Genomic DNA, 18,472 nt, shown 5'->3' on the forward strand with positions numbered 1-18,472 from the left:
CGCTGCTGATGAAGGGGTTTATCAGCCAGCGGACCCACTCTATTGGCCCTAAGACTTCAGGGTGGGCCTGTATCTGTTGGTCAATAGAGATCCTCCTATGCTTGAACCCGTCTTAGGCCACCTTGTGTGGCCATTTTTTTGCGCGCTCGAATGTCCTGCGCGTCAGACACTCAAGTCATGGGGTGAACGAGTGGCGCGGATGAGCGCGGTGTAGCGGATCAAAATAGCGGGGAGCGAAAGGGGAGGAGGCCATGATCAACCTTTACTGACATGATCGAACGCCTTGGGTGGAACAATCAGAAATGAACTTCGGCGGACTTGATACCCAGCTCTCGAAGCTCGCGGATCAGTTCATCGAGGTGTCCAAATGACTCAATTTCCTCATTGTCATTGACCAGGAAATAGCTTCTCCCGGCTTCCTTTTTAAAAAGAATGATCCACTCGTGTGTATTGGCCGGGTTGGCTATCACGTGCGTGTCGAAGTGCATGCCTTCACCGTGTTTGGTTTTGACGTCTTCGCGTTTCATTCGGGGCCTCCGGGCTATGTTTCTGCGCTCTCGAAACTGTATCTACAGGGTCGCTGGTGTCGTACGAGGCTAGGCCAATTGCTTTGATATTATCACTACGTGTGAATAGTATGCACATGCCACCAGCGCGAGGCTAGTCATGATTGCCATACGAGAAGCTTGGAAAGCGGGCTTTTTAGGGCGCAAGCACTGGCTTCGAAATATCGTCTCGGGGGTCATCGTCGGCGTCGTGGCGTTACCCTTGGCCATGGCGTTTGCCATCGCCTCGGGCGTCAAGCCGGAGCAAGGAATCTACACGGCAATTGTTGGTGGCTTATAGGTTTCGCTTTTCGGGGGGAGTCGACTACAGATTGCCGGCCCTACTGGGGCGTTCATCGTCATTTTGGCCAGCGTGACAGCCAAGTACGGCATTGATGGCTTGCAGATCGCGACAATGATGGCGGGTGCAATATTGTTACTGCCGGCATCACCAAGCTTGGCGCACTTATCAAGTTCATTCCCGATCCCGTGATCGTTGGGTTCACCGCCGGCATCGGCGTGATCATTTGGGTCGGGCAGTGGAAAGACTTTTTTGGCTTGCCGAACATCAGTGGCGACCATTTTCATGAGCGGCTTTGGCACCTCATCCAGGCTCCGCCCGGACTCCATGTGCCAACGACCCTCTTAGCCCTTTTGAGCCTGCTGTTGGTGATACTCGCGTCTAGAGTAGCAGGCGTAAGGCGTGTTCCTGGTCCTCTGATTGCCATGGTCGTTGTGACGGCGTTGCATTCCTGTTTTAAATTCGATGGCGTGGCAACGATCGGGAGTGCATTCGGGGGGATTCCTCAAGGACTGCCCAACATTGGCCTTCCTGAAATAACGCTGCCGCAGATCATTGAATTGATTGGTCCTGCGTTCGCGATCGCGATGCTGGGGGCGATCGAGTCGCTGTTGTCTGCTGCTGTCGCCGACGGGATGGCCGGCACCAAACATGACTCCAATCAGGAGTTAATCGGACAAGGCATTGCCAACCTGGTCACTCCTCTGTTTGGCAGCTTTGCTGCGACAGGCGCGATCGCTCGAACTGCGACCAACATCCGCAACGTCGGCAACAGCCCCATTGCGGGTTTTGCGCACGCCGTCACGTTGATTTTATTGATCTTCTTCCTGGCACCTCTGGCTTCGGATATCCCGCTGTGCGCGTTGGCTGCGATCTTATTCGTGGTCGCTTACAACATGAGCGAACTGAAGCACTTCAAACGCATGGTCAAACGCGCCCCAAAAGCGGATGTTGCGATCCTTTTAATCACTTTCAGCCTGACCGTTTTCAGCGATCTGGCGATTGCAGTGAATATCGGGGTCATTCTCGCCATGCTGCAGTTTATGCGTCGGATGGCTGCATCTGTAGAGGTGCAGTTAATGGTCGAAAAAGAGCTGGAGGCAGAGTTGCGCTTGAATGGGCATGTACATCTTCCACCTGGTGTTTTGGGTTACACCATTGAGGGGCCTCTCTTCTTTGGCGCAGCAGAAACCTTTGAGCGCGTTTTGGCTCAGACGCACACCGATCCCCGGAAGTTGATTATTCGTCTGAAGCGAGTGCCGTTCATGGATATCACGGGCTTACAAACGTTACTCGAAGTTATTGAGCAGTTGCGTAGACGCAGCATTGTCGTGAAGTTGTGTGAAGCCAACGAAAAAGTCCTTGGCACGCTCGACAAGGCAGGAGTTCTTCAGGCACTCGGCTCACAGCATTATCATGCTGACTTCAGTGGTGCACTGGGCAGCTACGCCGAGCCACAGGGCTAGAGATAGGTGCAAGAGAGTAGAAGGAGCGATGAGCAGGCATTCGTCGTGCCCGCTCAGGCGCAGATGAATCACTTACCATTGGCCGCAGTTTTGCTTTTGGTGGCGTAGGACACGCCATGCGTCTCCAGATAGTCCCGAATAAGCTGACGAACGACCTGAGAGGGCGTCAGATCCTGAGACGCGCACAGCTCTTCAAGCGCTTTTTTCTTGACGGGATCAATGAGCACAGTTAGTCGTGCAGTCTTATTTTCCATGGAATTGCCAGTACCCTAAAACGGTCGATGTTAATCAAATTGTAATGGTCGGGGATTTATTTGTCACCGATTAGGTTCGTTACAGTTAACTAGATTGACCGTGATCAGAAAATGTCGACGGTACGCCTACCAGAAACGGGTAAATGAAGGGATAGATGGCCTCGCCCGAATCAATTGCCGCTCTAGCCACTGCTCCAGCTACCCCCGAATGCAGGCGCCCATCCAACGGCTTGGGAATAATGTAATCCCTCCCCAGCACCGCTGCAGGCGAGTACTGCGTGGTTCCATACGAGATGAGTGCGCACCCACGTTCAGCAGCCTCACACATTCGGTCGCCGCACGCTCGTTGCGGCTGATTACCTGTAAAGCGGTAAACGTCGTCCGGATTTTTGGCTATTGCCAAGCAGGGCCGCGCGATCCCTGGGCTGTACGCCATTGCCCGGTCACCTATCGTTTCGACCCGCACGCTTGATTCGACAGTGGTTTTTCCAAGTGGATAACCCTCATGACGATACGCGGCTGTGTTTATTGCCCTGTATTCATCGCTCGCCTCAGTTATGATTTTATTATCATACTATGATAATGTCGTTAGACCTCAATGTGAGTCTTTGAGGGTGCTTCATTTCAAGAACTTCTCCCATTTGCAGTACAGGCTGGTTCCGTAAATGAAGGCTTACCACGCTGGTTGGGTGATTTATTACTGTGAGTTGTCAGGCGTTGCAGCCTTCGCAGTGACTGGCACCCTGATGGCAGGGCGAAAATCGTTGGACTGGTTCGGTGTGATCACCATCAGTTTAGTCACCGCTTTAGGCGGCGGTGCCTTGCGTGACGTACTGATGGCACATTATCCGATCGAGTGGGTTTCCAATGAGAATGGCTTTTTGGTAGGGGTTAGTGCTTCGCTAGGAACCATGATTTGGGCGAGGACCTTGAAAACCTTCAACGAGAGGGTGTTGTTGGTAGCCGATGCATTTGGATTGGCTGTATTTACGGTCAGAGGAACAGATATGGCTCTTCAGCAAAACCTCCCTCCCAGCATCGCAGTGATCATGGGTGTAGCTACCGCAGTCGCCGGGGGTGTGATGCGTGATGTGTTGTGTAACGAAATACCGTTGGTGTTTAAACGTGAGGTTTATGCATCCATCAGTATTTTGGGTGCCGTCGCCTACATCACGCTGTTGGATTTGCAGATTTCTCTTGAAGTGGCGTCTGCAATCGCCATTGCGTTCGTTTTTGTCAGCCGTATTGCCACCATTCGTTGGAAATGGATGCTACCCAGGTTCCATGTAGTCGATTGATCTTGTTGCCTGGCCGACAAAGCTACGCTCTATAAGAAAACATGAGTGATGCTTAGTCATCTCTGCCCCCCCATCCTTGAGGCTGCTCCTGCAGCCTTTTTTTCCTTCGCCATTAGATGATTACGCGTCAAGGGAATGGCTGAAAAGCTGCCGGCTCGTTTACTCGACATTCTCTGCTAGGCCCCAGATCACCGGCTTCGAGTTCGAGTGCGCACGCCGTCATATACAAGCGCCACGTGCGGTAGGTGGCCTTGCTGACTAACCCCAGCAGTTGATCTTGATTCGCCAAATTACGGGTGTTGGTGTGCTGGCAGGTATGGCAGCAACCGTTCAGTTTCATTTTTCACGACGGCATAGCACTCGCAGCTCAGTTGCTCGAGTTGCGCTCGGTCTAAGACTTTGATGTGACCGCGGCTGTACGTTCAAGATGGCGCAGGAGACGGCTCTGAACTTGCGCCGGCAATGCGGCAAGCAAATGATTCTGTTTTGGATTGGGTGAGTCGGACATTTACGTTCCTGTTCAAGGAAGAAATTTCTAGCCGCATAGAGAGTGGCTGCGGTGATGAGCTACTTTGCAGAGCGGTCTTGCACCGCTTCGTTATCAGTCAAATGTGCCAGGCAGCCTGTTTTTGACTTTGCGTGTGCTCAAATTTGCGATCTGATCCGCAACACCGTTGATCGTGAGCGTGGGCAGAGATCCGAACCGAAAAGCACGCAGGGCCAATGACCACCCTGTTTCCTCACGCAAGACATGCCCTCGACCAAGGCAACGATGAGGTGACTCAGTGCGCCTGGCAGGGAGGGCGAAATTTTAACCACGCTGTCAGGGTTCGACGGAGATATGCGCGCTTGATTATCACTAAATGTGCGTGATTTGTCTGTGCGATGCCGAACATAGTCTCAGTGGGGTCAAGGACAAAATGGGGCGTCTACGGTGAGGAAGGGCGATTTTGAGTACTCGACAGCCGCAGGAGTACGAGTCGGGCAATTTTGACCATAAAATGGACTTCCCCTACTTTTCCTCCCACAAAAACGTCGGCTCTTGATGGACGTTACTGGACTCTCGTAGTGCAGAACTCCGCTGGAGCTCAAGTAAATACTCACTTGGAAAAATCCAGAGTAAAATTTTGGAAGCTTTCAAGAAGTATAAAAAAGGAGATGGGGTGCTAGGGGGCGAGTGTTCGAATCACTCCGTCCCGACCATATTTTTCAATGACTTAGCCGCCTTTTGGTGGCTTTTTCATTTCTGCCTTAGTGACTTTCCGATTGAGCCAGGGTTTTATTCAAGCCTGCCTTCTTTTCAGAATCGTCAGCGCCGGTGCGCGCGAATCGGTTCACAACCTGTTTTCATGGCACGGTGTTCAGCTCCTGCGCCCGAACGAAACGCATAAAAAATCCGATGCCAGTAACGGCATCGGATTTTGGCGCTGGCCATTAGTATTTATCTCAACTCTCTGAACGGATAGAGTTGACTTTAATAGAGCTATCGTCCTGGCCGATCATTTAGGAGCATACTTTCACCGGCTCTAAGTTGGTGGCTCATGGCATCGCAACTTTCGGACCAGGATGTCAGCCATTTCGGCATCTCGGGTGACTGCTCGGATAACCCTAGTTCCTGAACGAATTCACTGGGCGCCACGGTGCCTTTAGCTGAACGAAATAGTCCTCGCATTACGACGACCCCAATTACTCTTCCTTTGCTCACAAACTGATGCTCCATGAAACTCCACTTGTCGTCCCAGCCAAGCATTTTGGTATGAATTTCGAACGATTCGAATAGTTTTAGCTCACGGCGAAATTTGCCCCACGTATCCCCAACGATAGGCACCGCCTTTCTACGAAACGCGACTCGGTATGCACCACTGCGCAAGACGAAGTCCATCCGACCTACATCTGCCAAAGTGAAATATCGGCCATTGGTAACGTGTCGGTTGAAGTCGAGATCAAGTGGCCATACGCGCATTCGGATGACAGTCGACTGGAGGGCTTTTGCCGGTTTTCGCCATGGACGTTGCAAGAGCATCAGAAGCAGTCGGAACCAGAGATTCATAAGCACGCCGATAGTTGAATGATCGGCGCACTGTAGAGTTGAGGGGGGAGAGTCCGCTAGGTGTGAAAGTAACTTTTTTGCTCTGAAACGTGAGTTTTGATCATTGATGCAGCTCATCCTGCACGGCAACATCACAGTAAATGTATCGCGCTCTGACCAGCATCAGTCGCCACGACTCGACAATTTCACGATTGATACGCCGCAGTCCGGACAACCTTCGTCCTTGGTCGAGACGTGCCGACAAGTAGCGATCCGCGGGAAATCCTGGCCGAGCTTCTTGCGGGTTAGCATAAGCCCGCGTGCTGTCGGCGGCAGGGCCCTATTTCCGCGATCGCCGCCGAAGTGCCAAGCAGTGGCCGCTCCGTTTCCAGGTCGGGCAGAAAGCCCATGAAACGGCCTATCATCACTACACTATCGGCACCGCCCTGGCGGGCGGCCTCAGCGAAGCCGACAAAGTTTTCGCTCTTCCCGGTCAGCTTGATCCATAGCGGTAAATCCATGGCTTGGCGAATGCGCCGTACGATTTGCTCGATTCGATCAGTATCGCGCTCCAGCACAATGTCGAGTAAGGCATAGTCGGTTTTGTCCAACTGCTGCTTGGCGGCCACTGATTCGTTGGTTGATTTGGCGACCACTGAGCCAGCACCTGTCACCAACGCCTTTTTGATGGACGTGCTGTTCATGATTTGTTTACCAGCACCACAGATCACCGGATTTTTTAGGGGCAGTGATCCGATGTGCGTCGTCAGCAACCTTGATTTGATTTGAAGGTCCTTGATCGGCGCGCGCAGGCTATTTCCTTTTGGAGACATAGGCAGCTTGCGCAGTGCATTCGAAGATGGCACTCGGGATATTTGCGCTGAACGAGACATTGGAGGATCACTGCGTGGACAGACCGACAACATCAGTGCCGACGGCGGCCGTCGCCCCGTCAGGTATCAGCTATCAATATGTGGAAATCGGTTACTTTGATCAGCGTCGCCTGCAACGTCACGCAGGTTTTTTACCCTGCTGATTCTCGGCGTCGGTGCTTTGGTGGCTGTGGCGGTGTTGGTGGTTTTCTTTATCGCGGCTTAGCCTCATATGGATTTCACGGGCAATGCCCTGAGCCTTGCAGTTGACGCAACTGGCAAGCCTGCCGAGGTGGTTGGCGGTAATGGGCCATGGCTGCCTTTCGGACTGACAGGGTCATGCTAGCGTTGCCGTTCTCCATGTGCCTGTTCTTGGCCATTGAGCAATTGCCGTTGACGGGCGAGGAGTCGCATAACCGCCCCGACATTTGCCGCTGGCATTGGACTGGGCCACTGTGATTCTTAAGGGCCGTCTGGCCGGTGGGACTGGCTGAGTTTGGCCCGGCGGATGTGCTTTTCAATCACGCCGGCACTTTGATCGTGAGGCCGTTTCTGGAGGTGCAGGAGCACGAGTGGGACTGGCTCATGGCGGTCAACGTCAAGAGCATGTACCTGGTGACTCAAGCGGTACTTCCACAAATGATTGCCAACGGCGCGGGCAGCATTGTTTGCACCTCGTCGATCTCCGCGCAGTCCGCGACCCAGGCGGAAGAAATCGTATTCATCTGTGCTTTGCCAGACGATGGTCGATGTATTGTTGCAGCGCCACTTTCAGGGCTTGTGCGCTCATGTCGATGACAGTGGATTGGCTTTGAGACTATTGGTGAATTTTGTACTCTGTGATACCTCGAGTGTCTCGCTCGGCAGCGCGGGAAAGGCGATAAAGCTCCAGGAAACCTTTGTTAGCCAGTGGAAAAGCAAAGGCGTTATCAGCGCCTACGCCGTGAACTCAGGTGCCAGAAAAAACGCATGGACTCAGATCCATGCGTTTTTTTGAGGCTGTACCGATGGAGAGTTGGCAATCGAAACATACGGGTTGGCAGCGCGCGCATTCCCCCGGTCGTAGAAGAGGATGAGCCCGCTGAACCTGGTCCTTCGCCGCGCGTCAGTAGCGGATCATCACCGACTTCAGCTCGGTGTAGTCATCGATAAACGCCCCGCCAAACTCGCGGCCCACCCCCGAAGACTTATTGCCGCCGAAGGGCACTGCTGGATCGAGCATCGTGTGCATGTTCACCCATACAGTTCCGGCCTCAATGGCGGGCACCATGCGCAGGGCCTTGCTCAGGTCGTTGGTCCATAGGCTGGCGCTCAAGCCATAAGGTGTGTTGTTCATCAACTCCAGCAGTTCTTCTTCGGTGTCGTAAGGGAAGAAGGTAGCAATCGGGCCGAATGTCTCCTCGTTGAGCAACGTGTCGTTGATGGTGTTGGCGAGGATCACCGTTGGCTCTACGTAGCAGCCCGGGCGGTCGATCAGGTTGCCACCGTAAATGATGGTGTTGTTTTCTGCACGGGCCTTGGCGAAAAACTCACCGAGTTTAAGCTGATGCTGGCGGTTGGTAACCGGACCGAATTCGGTGCGCTCATCCAGCGGCGAGCCGATGTTCAGTTTGCTCAGGCGTTGGGCCAGTTTGTCCATGACCGGATCGATCTGCGAGCGATGGACAAAGAAGCGTTCGGCAGCGGCGCAGATTTGTCCGGAATGCAGGAAACCGGCTTCGATGATGCCGTTGACGGCCTTGTCCAGATCGACATCGCGCAGGAAGCCCGCGCAGTTTTTGCCGCCCAGCTCCAGGGTCGCGCGGGTCAGGCCGGCACCCATGGCACTACGGCCGACGGCAATACCGGTCGGCACCGAACCGGTGAACGAAACCTTGTCCGTACCTGGATGCTCGATCAGGCCCTTGCCCACCAGACCACCGCCAGTCAGTACGTTGAGCACGCCGGACGGAAGGCCGGCTTCAATGGCCAGCTCGGCGATCCGCAGGATGGTTAGCGGAGTGAACTCGCTGGGTTTGATGATGATGCTGCAGCCGGTCACCAGTGCCGAGGCGAGTTTCCAGATGGCGATCATGGTCGAGAAATTCCATGGCACGATGCCGACGACCACCCCAACGGGTTCGCGCAGGGTGAAGGCGGTATAGCGTTCGCCAGCGAAGGAGGGCAGTGACGGGGTGATAGTCTGACCGCTTATCTTGGTCGCCCAACCAGCGTAGTAACGCAAAAAATGCGCAGCCTGGTCGACTTCAAAGGCACGGGAAATCTGGATGATTTTGCCTGATTGGCAGGTTTCGATCTGCGCCAGTTCTTCGCGGTGTTGCTCCAGCAGGTCTGCCAGTTTCAGCAGCACGTTGCCGCGAATCGCCGGTGCGACCTGGGACCAATGCTTGAAGCCGCGGTTAGCCGACTCCACTGCCGCATCGATATCGACTGGATCAGCGTCGGCGACTCGAGCAATGACCTGGCCGGTGGCGGGATTGATCACTTCCAACGTCTGGCTGGAATGGCTCTGGACGTAGCCACCGTCGATAAACAATGCATGGCTTCGACGGAGGAAGGCTTCAACTTGAGGCAGCAGCGCAATATCGCTCATGGGGTTTTCCTGGTCGCGAACAAGAGAAAAGCCCGAGGTTAATCAAAGGTGGCTGCGTCGGCTTGACTGTGGCTGCCGAATGCCATGTCTGTGTCTGCCAGATGGATCACGCTAGAGTGCCGGAATAGGGGCGTTGCCTATGGAAAGTACAATCTTGGCTCTGGAAGGTGCATTTTCCAGTGGGATCGCTCGCAGCATACTGGCCCTGCATCCGTTGCCGTTCCTCGACTCGCAGAGGCGACCGGACATCCAATAATAAGCAGGGCCGTCCATGAAAAAGCCAAACCCGCTCCTCGAAGACCTCAAGTCCATTCTGCCGACCATCGCTGCCAATGCCTTTGAGGCAGAGCAAAACCGCAAGGTCCCCGACGAGAACATTGCGCTGCTCAAAAGCATCGGCATGCACCGTGCCTTTCAGCCGAAGAAGTTCGGAGGCATGGAAATATCGCTGCCGCAATTTGCCGATTGCGTTGCCTTGCTCGCCGGTTCTTGTGCCAGCACTGCGTGGGCAATGAGCCTGCTGTGTACGCACAGCCATCAACTGGCGATGTTCTCGGCCAGACTGCAGCAGGAAGTCTGGGGCGATGATCCAGATGCCACCGCCAGCAGCAGCATCGCGCCGTTTGGCCGCACCGAGGAGACCGACGGCGGTGTGTTGTTCAGCGGTGAAATGGGCTGGAGCAGTGGTTGCGATCACGCCGAGTGGGCGATTGTCGGTTTCCGCCGCAAGAATGCTGAAGGCACCCAGGACTACTGCTTCGCGGTCGTGCCTCGCGGTGACTACCAGATCCGTGACGACTGGTTTGCTGCCGGCATGAAAGGCAGCGGCACCAAGACCTTGATCATCGACAACGTGCTGGTGCCGGAACACCGGATCCAGAAGGCCAAGGACATGATGGAAGGCAAGTCCGCAGGTTTCGGTCTGTACCCGGACAGCAAGATATTCTACTCGCCGTACCGTCCTTACTTCGCCAGTGGTTTTTCCACGGTGAGCCTGGGCGTAGCCGAAAGGATGCTTGAAGTATTCCGCGAAAAGACCAAAACCCGCGTGCGTGCTTACACCGGTGCGGCGGTCGGTGCCGCGACCCCGGCGTTGATGCGTCTGGCCGAGTCGACTCATCAGGTGGGCGCGGCCCGAGCCTTTCTCGAGAAGACCTGGCAGGAACACGCCGAGCACAGTGAACAGCAGCGTTATCCCACTCGCGAGACCTTGGCGTTTTGGCGCACCAATCAGGCCTATGCCACCAAAATGTGCATCCAGGCCGTGGACCGTCTGTTCGAGGCCGCCGGTGGCAATGCCTGGTTCGAGCACAACGAGATGCAGCGTCTGTTCCGCGATTCGCACATGACCGGTGCCCATGCCTACACCGACTACGACGTCTGTGCGCAGATTCTCGGCCGCGAGCTGATGGGCCTGGAACCCGATCCGAGCATGATCTGAACCCGCCTCTCAAAACAACAATCAGGACAGCTCATGGAAGCAGTCCGGGAGTCTTGCATGTCTGATAACAGCGTTCGCGCAGCCACTGAAACCATCTTCGACCCACGGGCCTTTCGCCGGGCTTTGGGCAACTTCGCCACGGGAGTGACCGTGGTAACGGCCGCCACCGCATCCGGGCGCAAGGTCGGGGTGACCGCCAACAGTTTCAACTCGGTGTCGCTCGATCCACCGCTGGTGTTGTGGAGTATCGACAAGCGTTCCAACAGCCACGAGGTGTTCGAAGAGGCCAGCCATTTCGCGGTCAACGTACTGGCGGCGGACCAGATCGACCTCTCCAACAATTTCGCCCGCCCCAAGGAAGATCGCTTCGCCGAGATCGAGTTCGAACCAGGCGAGGGTGGCGCGCCGGTATTCGCTGATTGCTCAGCGCGTTTTCACTGTGAGAAATACCAGCAAGTGGACGGTGGCGACCACTGGATCATGATCGGTAAGGTAGTGGCTTTCGATGATTGCGGTCGCTCGCCGTTGCTTTATCACCAGGGCGCTTACTCTATGGTCTTGCCCCATACCCGCATGACTCAACGCGATGAAAGCCAGTCGCCGAGTAGCCATTTCCAGGGACGACTTAGCCATAACCTGTATTACTTGATGACCCAGGCGGTGCGCGCCTATCAGTCCAGCTACCAGCCACGGCAACTGTCCACCGGCCTGCGCACCAGCGAGGCAAGGATGCTGATGGTGTTGGAGAGTGACGCCGGCCTGAGCGTGAATGATCTGTTGCGGGAGGTGGCAATGCCGGTCCGGGAAATTGATGAGGCGGTGGCCAACCTCAAACGCAAAGGCTTGGTCAATGACGATGACAGCCGGGTGCGGCTGACGGCTGCCGGTATCGAACAGACCGAAGACCTCTGGGCAATTGCCCGGGAGCAGCAGGACAAGGTTTTCGCCGACTTCAACGAAGAACAGATCGAAACCTTCAAAACAGTGTTGAAGCAACTGATCGGCCGCTGCTGACCTCCATTCAAATCATAAAGGCCCCTCAGGGCTAATACCGATCAATCAAGGTCCCGCGTTTGACCTTTGGCCGCTAAAAATAAAAATCCGATGCCTGTAATGGCATCGGATTTTTTATGCGTCACGCTCGGGCCCCGGAACTGACCCACAACATTGTCAGGACTAAGGCTCAGCGTGCTTCGCCAACTCATCGATCAAGCGCCGCTGAAACGCCGCAAGCGCCTCCTAAGGTTGCTGCATCTGCACAAACTCCAACATGGGATCATCGTCTTTTCCATTTTTCAGGGTGAAAGGGGGACTCACCCTCTCAGACGGCAGCTCAGAATCAACACCAGGGACAGCAAGGTGATGCAGCCCCCCCCCCGATCAGCAGCGATTGTAAACTGCCGCTGGCTTCGATCAGCCGGCCAGCCACTGTCGGGCCGATGGCCAGACCGCCACCAATTAACAGGTTGGAGGCGTTCATCAGTTTTGCGGAGCAGTCGATGTCTTTGTTCTGCGCCAGGCGCTGAAGCTCCAGTGTCATCGTGCTAAACGCCTCCAGGAGGCTAGCGTGACCATGATCATGAGGGCCATTCGTAAGTACCTCTGTGCGACATTTTTATTGGTTTCGTCACGAAATCATTAAGGACCGAAACGTCGTGTGGACGCGGGCAGGGCCTGAGGGCGAGTATCGGCGGGTTGAGAGACGATCGCTATCCTACAGATGCACGATGCCCCCTACAGGGAGGCTTTTTTGTGTGTGGCAGGCAGGGGCAAGCGGCTCAGCAAGCTCGTACAAGCAATCAACGTCGGTTTGCTATCAGATCCGGAGTTTCGACTCGATGAGCAAAGGACAGACTGATGTTCTTCAAGAAAAAAATACCGATGCAGGAACTCACAGCAATCCTGAAGCAATTGCTTGCTGGTGAGGCGATTGAGACACGTGCGCTGGACGCCTGTGCGCCTTTACAGGCCAGCTTGGAACAGCTCGCGCAACAAAGAGCGCAAGCGGCCCAACGGCTTCTTTTGGCTGAGGAACTGACCAGAGACCAGACCGCACGATTGGAGCGCACCGAGCAGGCACTTGAAGCGTTTCGCCAGCAACTGGAGCAAGCCCGGCGCCGTGAGGAAGCACTTGAAGTCGAGTTGAGTCAGCACACTCTGCTTTCCCGCCAGCATCAACAGGAGACGCAGATCTGGGAACTGTTGCTTTCAACATTGACCGAAGGCTGCTGGGATATCACTGTGGTTAACGGTGACGTTCAGGATCCCGGCAGTCAGATGCGGATTTTCAATCAGTTCCGCCTCCTCATGGGGTATACCCCAACTGAGCTGCCCGACGGCTGGGATACTCAAGTCAACATCACCCATCCTGACGACCTGCCGAAGATCATGGCGATCTTCGATCGGGAGATTCTCGCACCCATGGCAGTGGTGAGTACGTCTTTGAATACCGGATGCGCCATAAGACGCGTGACTACATTTGGTGTAGAGAGCGTGGTAGAGCGGTCCGGGATCAGCAGGGACGTTTGACGCGCGTGATCGGCGCGGTACGCGACATCAGCGATGAGCAGTCAGCCAGAGCAACTCATCAACAGCTGCTTGAGCAGAATCAAGCCACCTATGGCCAGATCGCGACGGTGGTAAGCGTCATCAAGGGCATCGCCGACCAGACCAACCTCTTGGCCTTGAATGCCGCCATCGAAGCGGCCAGGGCAGGAGAGGTCGGGCGCGGGTTTTCAGTGGTGGCCGATGAAGTCCGCAAACTGGCGGAAAATACCCGCCAGGCTACTCATCAGATTCAGACGATGTTGCATCAGCACAAACAGTAAGCCTGTTCAGGAGCTGCACTGTGCAGCTCCTGAATGGGGTCAGAAGGGCACGGCCACCGTTAGCTGGCTGTAGACGTTGGTACCGTTGCCGCCCACCTGGTTTCCACCTGTGGTTGCATCCTGTTTTGGTTGGTAAACGCCGATCAGAGGGCTGATGATCAGGTGACTGTTGACCGCCCATTCGACATACAAATCCAGTTCACGGGCATCCAGATTCAGCGCATCGCTTTTACGCAGAGTGTTGAAGTCGAAGTACAACGCGCCGACCGTCAAGTTCTCCAATGGAGTCGCCTTGAGGCCGACATGCTGGATACCGGTGTTGCTATTGAAAGGACCGGCGTAATTGGAGGCAACTTCACCTTGGAACCAGGTGCCGTAACCGGTGCTTAACCCCGTGAACAGCGGGTCCCATTTTTGCGAATAGCGCGTGTAACGGTAGGTCAGCTTGGGTGACCAGGTAACGTCAGCGAAGGTGTAGCCGGCTTCGGCATACCAGGCTTTTTCAGGCCCGGCATCCTTGTCTTGCCAAGCGTATTCGAAAGCGAAACTGGCGTTTTTGATGCCTGCACTCCCTTCGCCGCGCAGACTGTAAGTATCCATGCCTTCGCGTTGTTTTTGGAAGTCGCTGGCCCACTGGTTCGTGACATCAATACCGTGAACCCAGGTCAGCCCCAGCGTGCCGGCCTCAGCTGTGTAATCGAGGGTGCCCGCCGCCAGCTCCGTTTCAGCCTGGGCACGGTTATCAGACTTGAGCCACAGAACCGAACCATGCAAGCCATCCTGACCGCCCAGGCGTAGCACTGCGGTACGATCAAAGGCGTGCCGTGCCGCCAGGTAGTAGGCCCCCCCGCGATTCAGCGCGCCGTCAGCCGGGCCCTTACCCAGGTTAGGACCGTCGTCGTTGATAAGGAAACCTCTGCCGACCTTGACCACCTGGCGACCGGCGGAAAAATCGACACCGTCCTTGCCAAGCGTCGGGAACAGGTCGGCAGAGCGCCATCCCAGGTAGGCGTCCTCGATTTTCGTCGTGCGTTCTGAACCATCGGTGTTGCCCGCCGCATCGCCGTCGCCCCAGGTGCCGGAGCTGACCCAATTGAGCGCGCCATAACCGGTGCCGTAACCGCCCAAGCCTTGATCGCCGCTCAATCCATACTTGATGAAACCCTCGCGCCAGGTTGAGCCGCCCGACGTACCATCGTAGTTGTTACGACTGTTGAACATCCCGTATACGGAAAGGAAATCAGCATTCAGATGGCTGTCATCGTCGGCATAAAGCTCGTAGGCCTGGGCCGATGAATTGGCGATCAAGAGCGCGATGCCCAGACCAACGGCCTTGGACAGCGAGCGTGTTTTCAGGGTTTTCTCCATTGTTACGTTCCCCAGCATTGTTGGACAGCCTATAGGTCGAGGGCGCATTAGGATGACCGGGAGCGGGGAAGTCTTTCACCTGCGTGCCACAGAATTGATCCTGCCAGCCAAGCCGTGCACCTTGGCAGACAGCAACAAAACCGGCGGCAGACATGGGCAAGACGATCAGAGCGGGAGGGGTGCAAAGTGATTCTGCACACGATGCCGTTTCGATCAGGGACTGGCTGGGGAAGGCTTCATCGCCGGCTCCTTGAACGGCTCGATACCTCCACTAAGAAATCCGCTTTCGAGGATCCGCACCATGTCGATCAATGACAGGCTCACAGAACATTTGAAACGGGGTAGCGTTGGTTTTCCGACCGCGTTAGCCAGCACCATCGGCCTGATCATGGCTAGCCCGGTGATTCTCACCGCAACCATGGGGTTTGGTATCGGCGGTAGTGCTTTCGCGGTGGCCATGCTGATTGCGGTGGTCATGATGTTGGCCCAGGCGACGACCTTCGCTGAAGCTGCGTCGATCCTGCCAACCACCGGTTCGGTCTACGACTACATCAATTGCGGTATGGGCCGTTTTTTCGCGATCACTGGCACATTGTCGGCGTACTTGATCGTGCATGTGTTCGCGGGCACCGCTGAGACTATTCTTTCCGGGGTCATGGCGCTGGTGAACTTCGAGCACCTCAACACCTTGGCAGAGTCTGCCGGTGGTTCCTGGTTGCTTGGGGTCGGGTTCGTCGTGGTGTTCGGAATTCTCAATGCCTTTGGCGTCAGCGCCTTCGGCAGGGCTGAGATCATTCTGACCTTCGGTATGTGGACCACGTTGATGGTGTTTGGCGTGCTGGGTTTGATCGCGGCGCCGGCGGTGCAACTGGATGGCTGGTTCGGCGTATCACTGGTGGGCACCGACCTGATCACCATTCTATCGTTGGTGGGCATGGCCATGTTCATGTTCGTCGGTTGCGAGTTCGTCACCCCGTTGGCGCCGGACCTGCGAAATTCGGCCAAGGCCATGCCCAAGGCAATGATTTTGGGATTGTTGAGCGTTGCTGCCTGCATGTTTATCTATGGCGCAGCGATGAAGCGTCAGGTCGAAAACGTGCTTTTGGATGCCGCCACTGGCGTGCATCTGCTCGACACCCCCATGGCTATTCCGAAGTTCGCAGAGCAGGTCATGGGGCATGTCGGCCCTATGTGGCTGGGTATCGGCTTTCTGTTTGCCGGTGCAGCGACCATCAATACGCTGATGGCCGGTGTGCCGAGGATTCTTTACGGCATGGCGGTGGATGGCGCATTGCCTAAGGTGTTCACCTACTTGCACCCGCGTTTCAAGACGCCGCTGCTGTGCATTCTTGTGGCGATGCTGATTCCGTGTCTGTACGCCCTGTGGTTGGGCGGCAACACCGATAACATCATGCACCTGGTGCTGGCCGCCGTGTGTGCGTGGAGTTTTGCCTATCTGCTGGTGACGCTGTCGGTGGTCATACTGCGAATTCGTCGTCCCGATCTGCCACGGGCCTATCGCTCGCCATTCTTCCCGTTGCCACAGATTCTTTCCAGTGTCGGCATCTTGCTGGGCATGTGGTTCATTACCCCGCCGGGAATGAATCCTGCTGATATTTATGTGCCTTTCGGCGTGATGCTCGGGATAACTGCATCTTATGCACTGTTCTGGACGTTGGTGGTACAGAAAGTCAATCCATTCAAGCCGGCTTCGGTAGAAGAAGTCCTGGCCAAGGAGTTTTCCAATGAGCCTGGCAACCATCACAACGGTTATCTCGACCGTGCTGCAAAAACTGTCTGAGTTATTCAGCGCCCAACGTGCCCCGGCCGGTTACCGGCCCGGGGTCACGCTCGAGTACCTGCGGCGTAACCTCGGTCGGGCGAGTTTTACTTCAACAGGCCCGGCCAAGGCAGTGCTTTTTCTGGAGGAAATCGACCTTCAGGTCGAGATTGTCGAGCGCACTGAATCGCAATTGCTGATGCACCTGGTCATGACTGAATTCATGATCAAGGTACCTGCCTCAGAGGAGGGCAATGCTCGCTTCGATCTGCACCACAGCGGGTCGATTCGACGCACAGGGCTGACCTGTAAACAGCGGAGTGGAGAGCCCACTGTGTTGGCCAGACTTCAGGCCTGTTTACAGGAAGACGAAGCACTGCATCAATCGCTGATGCAGCTGGACTTCAAACGCCTGCGCATCGATTTGAACGGGCATGCATGGCACGTCCGGCTTGAGCATATGGGCGGTAGCGAGGTGGTCAACCGGATGCCCGCCTTCCGTCGTTACATCGCCTTGAGCGGCGAGCAGCGAGAAGGGCTACTTAGTGTTCTGACGGGTTTTCAGCGGGTGTTGAGCGGGCTCTGATTTTAACATTTGGCATCATTCGTGCCTCCACAGTTGGCACCCTGTACTTGTTGCGCGCACATAGATAACATGTTAACTATTGCCCAACAAAAACAAGAAGCCACTGTGGAGATGCCATGAGCACCTATCAGTCTGCGCAATATGGATTGGAAACCTGGGCTCGGGATTTGCGAGCGGCCTGTGGTCATTTCGACACTGAACTGGCCTTCAACCGTTCGCTTTTCATCGGTGAGGTTTCCAAGTTGTCCCGGGGCGGTCTGTCACTGGCAAACCTGCGTACCAATGCAGGTTTGATCAAGCGCGACCGGCCCAACGCCGATCACGATAATGACCAGCATTGCTTCCTTGTCAGCCAGCGTAGTGGCTATTGTCAGATCACCCAAAACGGCCAGGTCATTCAGTTAACCCCAGGCGATATGTTGCTCATGGACTCGACCGGGTCGATCGAGATAAGCCCGTTTGGACTCATTGAACATGCTTCCCTATCGCTTTCACGCAACGAGGTGTGCAAGCACCTGGGAAGCGGATCGAAAACCTTCGGCAAGATTTCTTCAAGCAAGGCCTGTGGTCGGATGCTGCATGTGTTGATGGACCAATTGTGCAGGGAGGGGCTGGACGGTCAGGACTCCATTGGAGAGGGTGAAGCTCTGCAAGCGGCTTTTGTCTCGTTGCTGGGTTCAGCCTTCGAAATGAATGACGCACCGGGTGACAGCAGCATGTCCTTGCAAGGCAACAATCTGCGTAGCTATGTCCAGAAAGTCATCGACGAGTCATTGACCCAACCAGGTCTGAGCCCTGTTGGGCTGGCCAGTCGATTGAACATCTCGGTTCGCCATTTATATCGGTTGTTTGAAGAGCAAGACGACAGTGTTTGCCGTTACATACAGCGTGCGAGGCTCAAACGCAGCGCGGATGATTTGACTAATCCGTTCCTGAAGAGTGAGTCGATCACGTCGATTGCTTATAAGTGGGGCTTCACCGATTCTGCTCATTTCAGCCGATCGTTCAAGAAGCAGTTCGACCTGTCGCCCAAGGATTTTCGCTCTTCTCATCTGCAGCAAGCCGTAGGTGCAGTGTAAATTGTTAACCTATTAATGAATTGACGTTGACC

General features: G+C 55.3%; 14 protein-coding genes and 3 pseudogenes. 9 read left to right on the top strand and 8 right to left on the bottom strand.

The annotated features are described in order from the left end of the window. Positions 1–296 precede the first annotated feature (296 nt). Positions 297–527 carry a hypothetical protein gene (locus ACI77H_RS16245; RefSeq protein ID WP_046047630.1) on the bottom strand — a complete coding sequence of 77 codons (231 nt, stop codon included), beginning with the start codon at positions 525–527 and terminating at the stop codon, positions 297–299. 139 nt (positions 528–666) lie between these two features. Here ACI77H_RS16245 and ACI77H_RS16250 point away from each other — a divergent pair. Beyond that, positions 667–2,312, top strand: a pseudogene (locus ACI77H_RS16250) (SulP family inorganic anion transporter). 68 nt (positions 2,313–2,380) lie between these two features. Here the strand turns inward: ACI77H_RS16250 and ACI77H_RS16255 are convergent. Further along, complete coding sequence (locus tag ACI77H_RS16255) at positions 2,381–2,566, bottom strand: ribbon-helix-helix protein, CopG family (protein WP_045060687.1); 186 nt, start codon at positions 2,564–2,566, stop codon at positions 2,381–2,383. A 665-nt stretch (positions 2,567–3,231) separates the two neighbouring features. On the opposite strand from ACI77H_RS16255, the gene ACI77H_RS16260 reads away from it, so the two are divergent. Further along, entirely contained in the window at positions 3,232–3,864 is a 633-nt protein-coding gene (locus ACI77H_RS16260; RefSeq protein WP_407012761.1) for a trimeric intracellular cation channel family protein, read from the top strand. Positions 3,865–4,154: 290 nt separating this feature from the next. On the opposite strand, the pseudogene ACI77H_RS16265 reads toward ACI77H_RS16260, so the two are convergent. From ACI77H_RS16265 to ACI77H_RS16275, 3 genes and pseudogenes are all read right to left on the bottom strand, one after another. After that, a pseudogene (locus ACI77H_RS16265) lies at positions 4,155–4,283 on the bottom strand (Crp/Fnr family transcriptional regulator); the annotation flags it as partial. A 1,064-nt stretch (positions 4,284–5,347) separates the two neighbouring features. Continuing rightward, a complete protein-coding gene (locus ACI77H_RS16270) occupies positions 5,348–5,914 on the bottom strand; it encodes a thioesterase family protein (protein ID WP_407012762.1) in 567 nt (188 codons plus the stop codon). Between the two features lie 284 nt (positions 5,915–6,198). Further along, positions 6,199–6,786 carry a hypothetical protein gene (locus tag ACI77H_RS16275; protein WP_407012763.1) on the bottom strand — a complete coding sequence of 196 codons (588 nt, stop codon included), beginning with the start codon at positions 6,784–6,786 and terminating at the stop codon, positions 6,199–6,201. Between the two features lie 459 nt (positions 6,787–7,245). Here ACI77H_RS16275 and ACI77H_RS16280 point away from each other — a divergent pair, with 459 nt between their 5' ends. After that, complete coding sequence (locus tag ACI77H_RS16280) at positions 7,246–7,563, top strand: SDR family NAD(P)-dependent oxidoreductase (protein WP_407012764.1); 318 nt, start codon at positions 7,246–7,248, stop codon at positions 7,561–7,563. A gap of 307 nt (positions 7,564–7,870) precedes the next feature. Here the strand turns inward: ACI77H_RS16280 and ACI77H_RS16285 are convergent, their stop codons facing one another. Beyond that, positions 7,871–9,358, bottom strand: a complete 1,488-nt coding sequence (locus ACI77H_RS16285) for an aldehyde dehydrogenase family protein (protein ID WP_407012765.1) — start codon at positions 9,356–9,358, stop codon at positions 7,871–7,873. A 271-nt stretch (positions 9,359–9,629) separates the two neighbouring features. Between ACI77H_RS16285 and ACI77H_RS16290 the strand changes: the two genes are divergently transcribed. Together ACI77H_RS16290 and ACI77H_RS16295 are read left to right on the top strand one after the other, a co-directional pair. Then, a complete protein-coding gene (locus ACI77H_RS16290; protein WP_407012766.1) occupies positions 9,630–10,799 on the top strand; it encodes a p-hydroxyphenylacetate 3-hydroxylase oxygenase component in 1,170 nt (389 codons plus the stop codon). Between the two features lie 57 nt (positions 10,800–10,856). Continuing rightward, entirely contained in the window at positions 10,857–11,813 is a 957-nt protein-coding gene (locus tag ACI77H_RS16295; RefSeq protein WP_407012767.1) for a p-hydroxyphenylacetate 3-hydroxylase reductase component, read from the top strand. Positions 11,814–12,138: 325 nt separating this feature from the next. Here the strand turns inward: ACI77H_RS16295 and ACI77H_RS16300 are convergent, their stop codons facing one another. Beyond that, positions 12,139–12,339, bottom strand: a complete 201-nt coding sequence (locus ACI77H_RS16300) for a hypothetical protein (RefSeq protein ID WP_407012768.1) — start codon at positions 12,337–12,339, stop codon at positions 12,139–12,141. 317 nt (positions 12,340–12,656) lie between these two features. Between ACI77H_RS16300 and ACI77H_RS16305 the strand changes: the two are divergent. Continuing rightward, positions 12,657–13,627: pseudogene (locus ACI77H_RS16305) on the top strand (methyl-accepting chemotaxis protein). 39 nt (positions 13,628–13,666) lie between these two features. Here the strand turns inward: ACI77H_RS16305 and ACI77H_RS16310 are convergent. After that, entirely contained in the window at positions 13,667–14,995 is a 1,329-nt protein-coding gene (locus ACI77H_RS16310) for a hypothetical protein (protein ID WP_407012769.1), read from the bottom strand. Positions 14,996–15,296: 301 nt separating this feature from the next. On the opposite strand from ACI77H_RS16310, the gene ACI77H_RS16315 reads away from it, so the two are divergent. The 3 genes from ACI77H_RS16315 to feaR all read left to right on the top strand — a co-directional run bounded on the left by ACI77H_RS16315 (position 15,297) and on the right by feaR (position 18,440). Further along, positions 15,297–16,796 (top strand): APC family permease, encoded by a 1,500-nt coding sequence (locus tag ACI77H_RS16315; protein WP_407012770.1) that lies wholly within the window; start codon positions 15,297–15,299, stop codon positions 16,794–16,796. Beyond that, positions 16,741–17,361 carry a DUF3156 family protein gene (locus ACI77H_RS16320; RefSeq protein ID WP_407012771.1) on the top strand — a complete coding sequence of 207 codons (621 nt, stop codon included), beginning with the start codon at positions 16,741–16,743 and terminating at the stop codon, positions 17,359–17,361. The genes ACI77H_RS16315 and ACI77H_RS16320 overlap by 56 nt, the downstream gene beginning before the upstream one ends. 116 nt (positions 17,362–17,477) lie before the next feature. After that, positions 17,478–18,440 (top strand): transcriptional regulator FeaR, encoded by a 963-nt coding sequence (gene feaR, locus ACI77H_RS16325; RefSeq protein WP_407012772.1) that lies wholly within the window; start codon positions 17,478–17,480, stop codon positions 18,438–18,440. Positions 18,441–18,472 lie beyond the last annotated feature (32 nt).

The sequence above is a fragment of the Pseudomonas sp. O230 genome (assembly GCF_045447035.1).
GTDB lineage: Bacteria > Pseudomonadota > Gammaproteobacteria > Pseudomonadales > Pseudomonadaceae > Aquipseudomonas.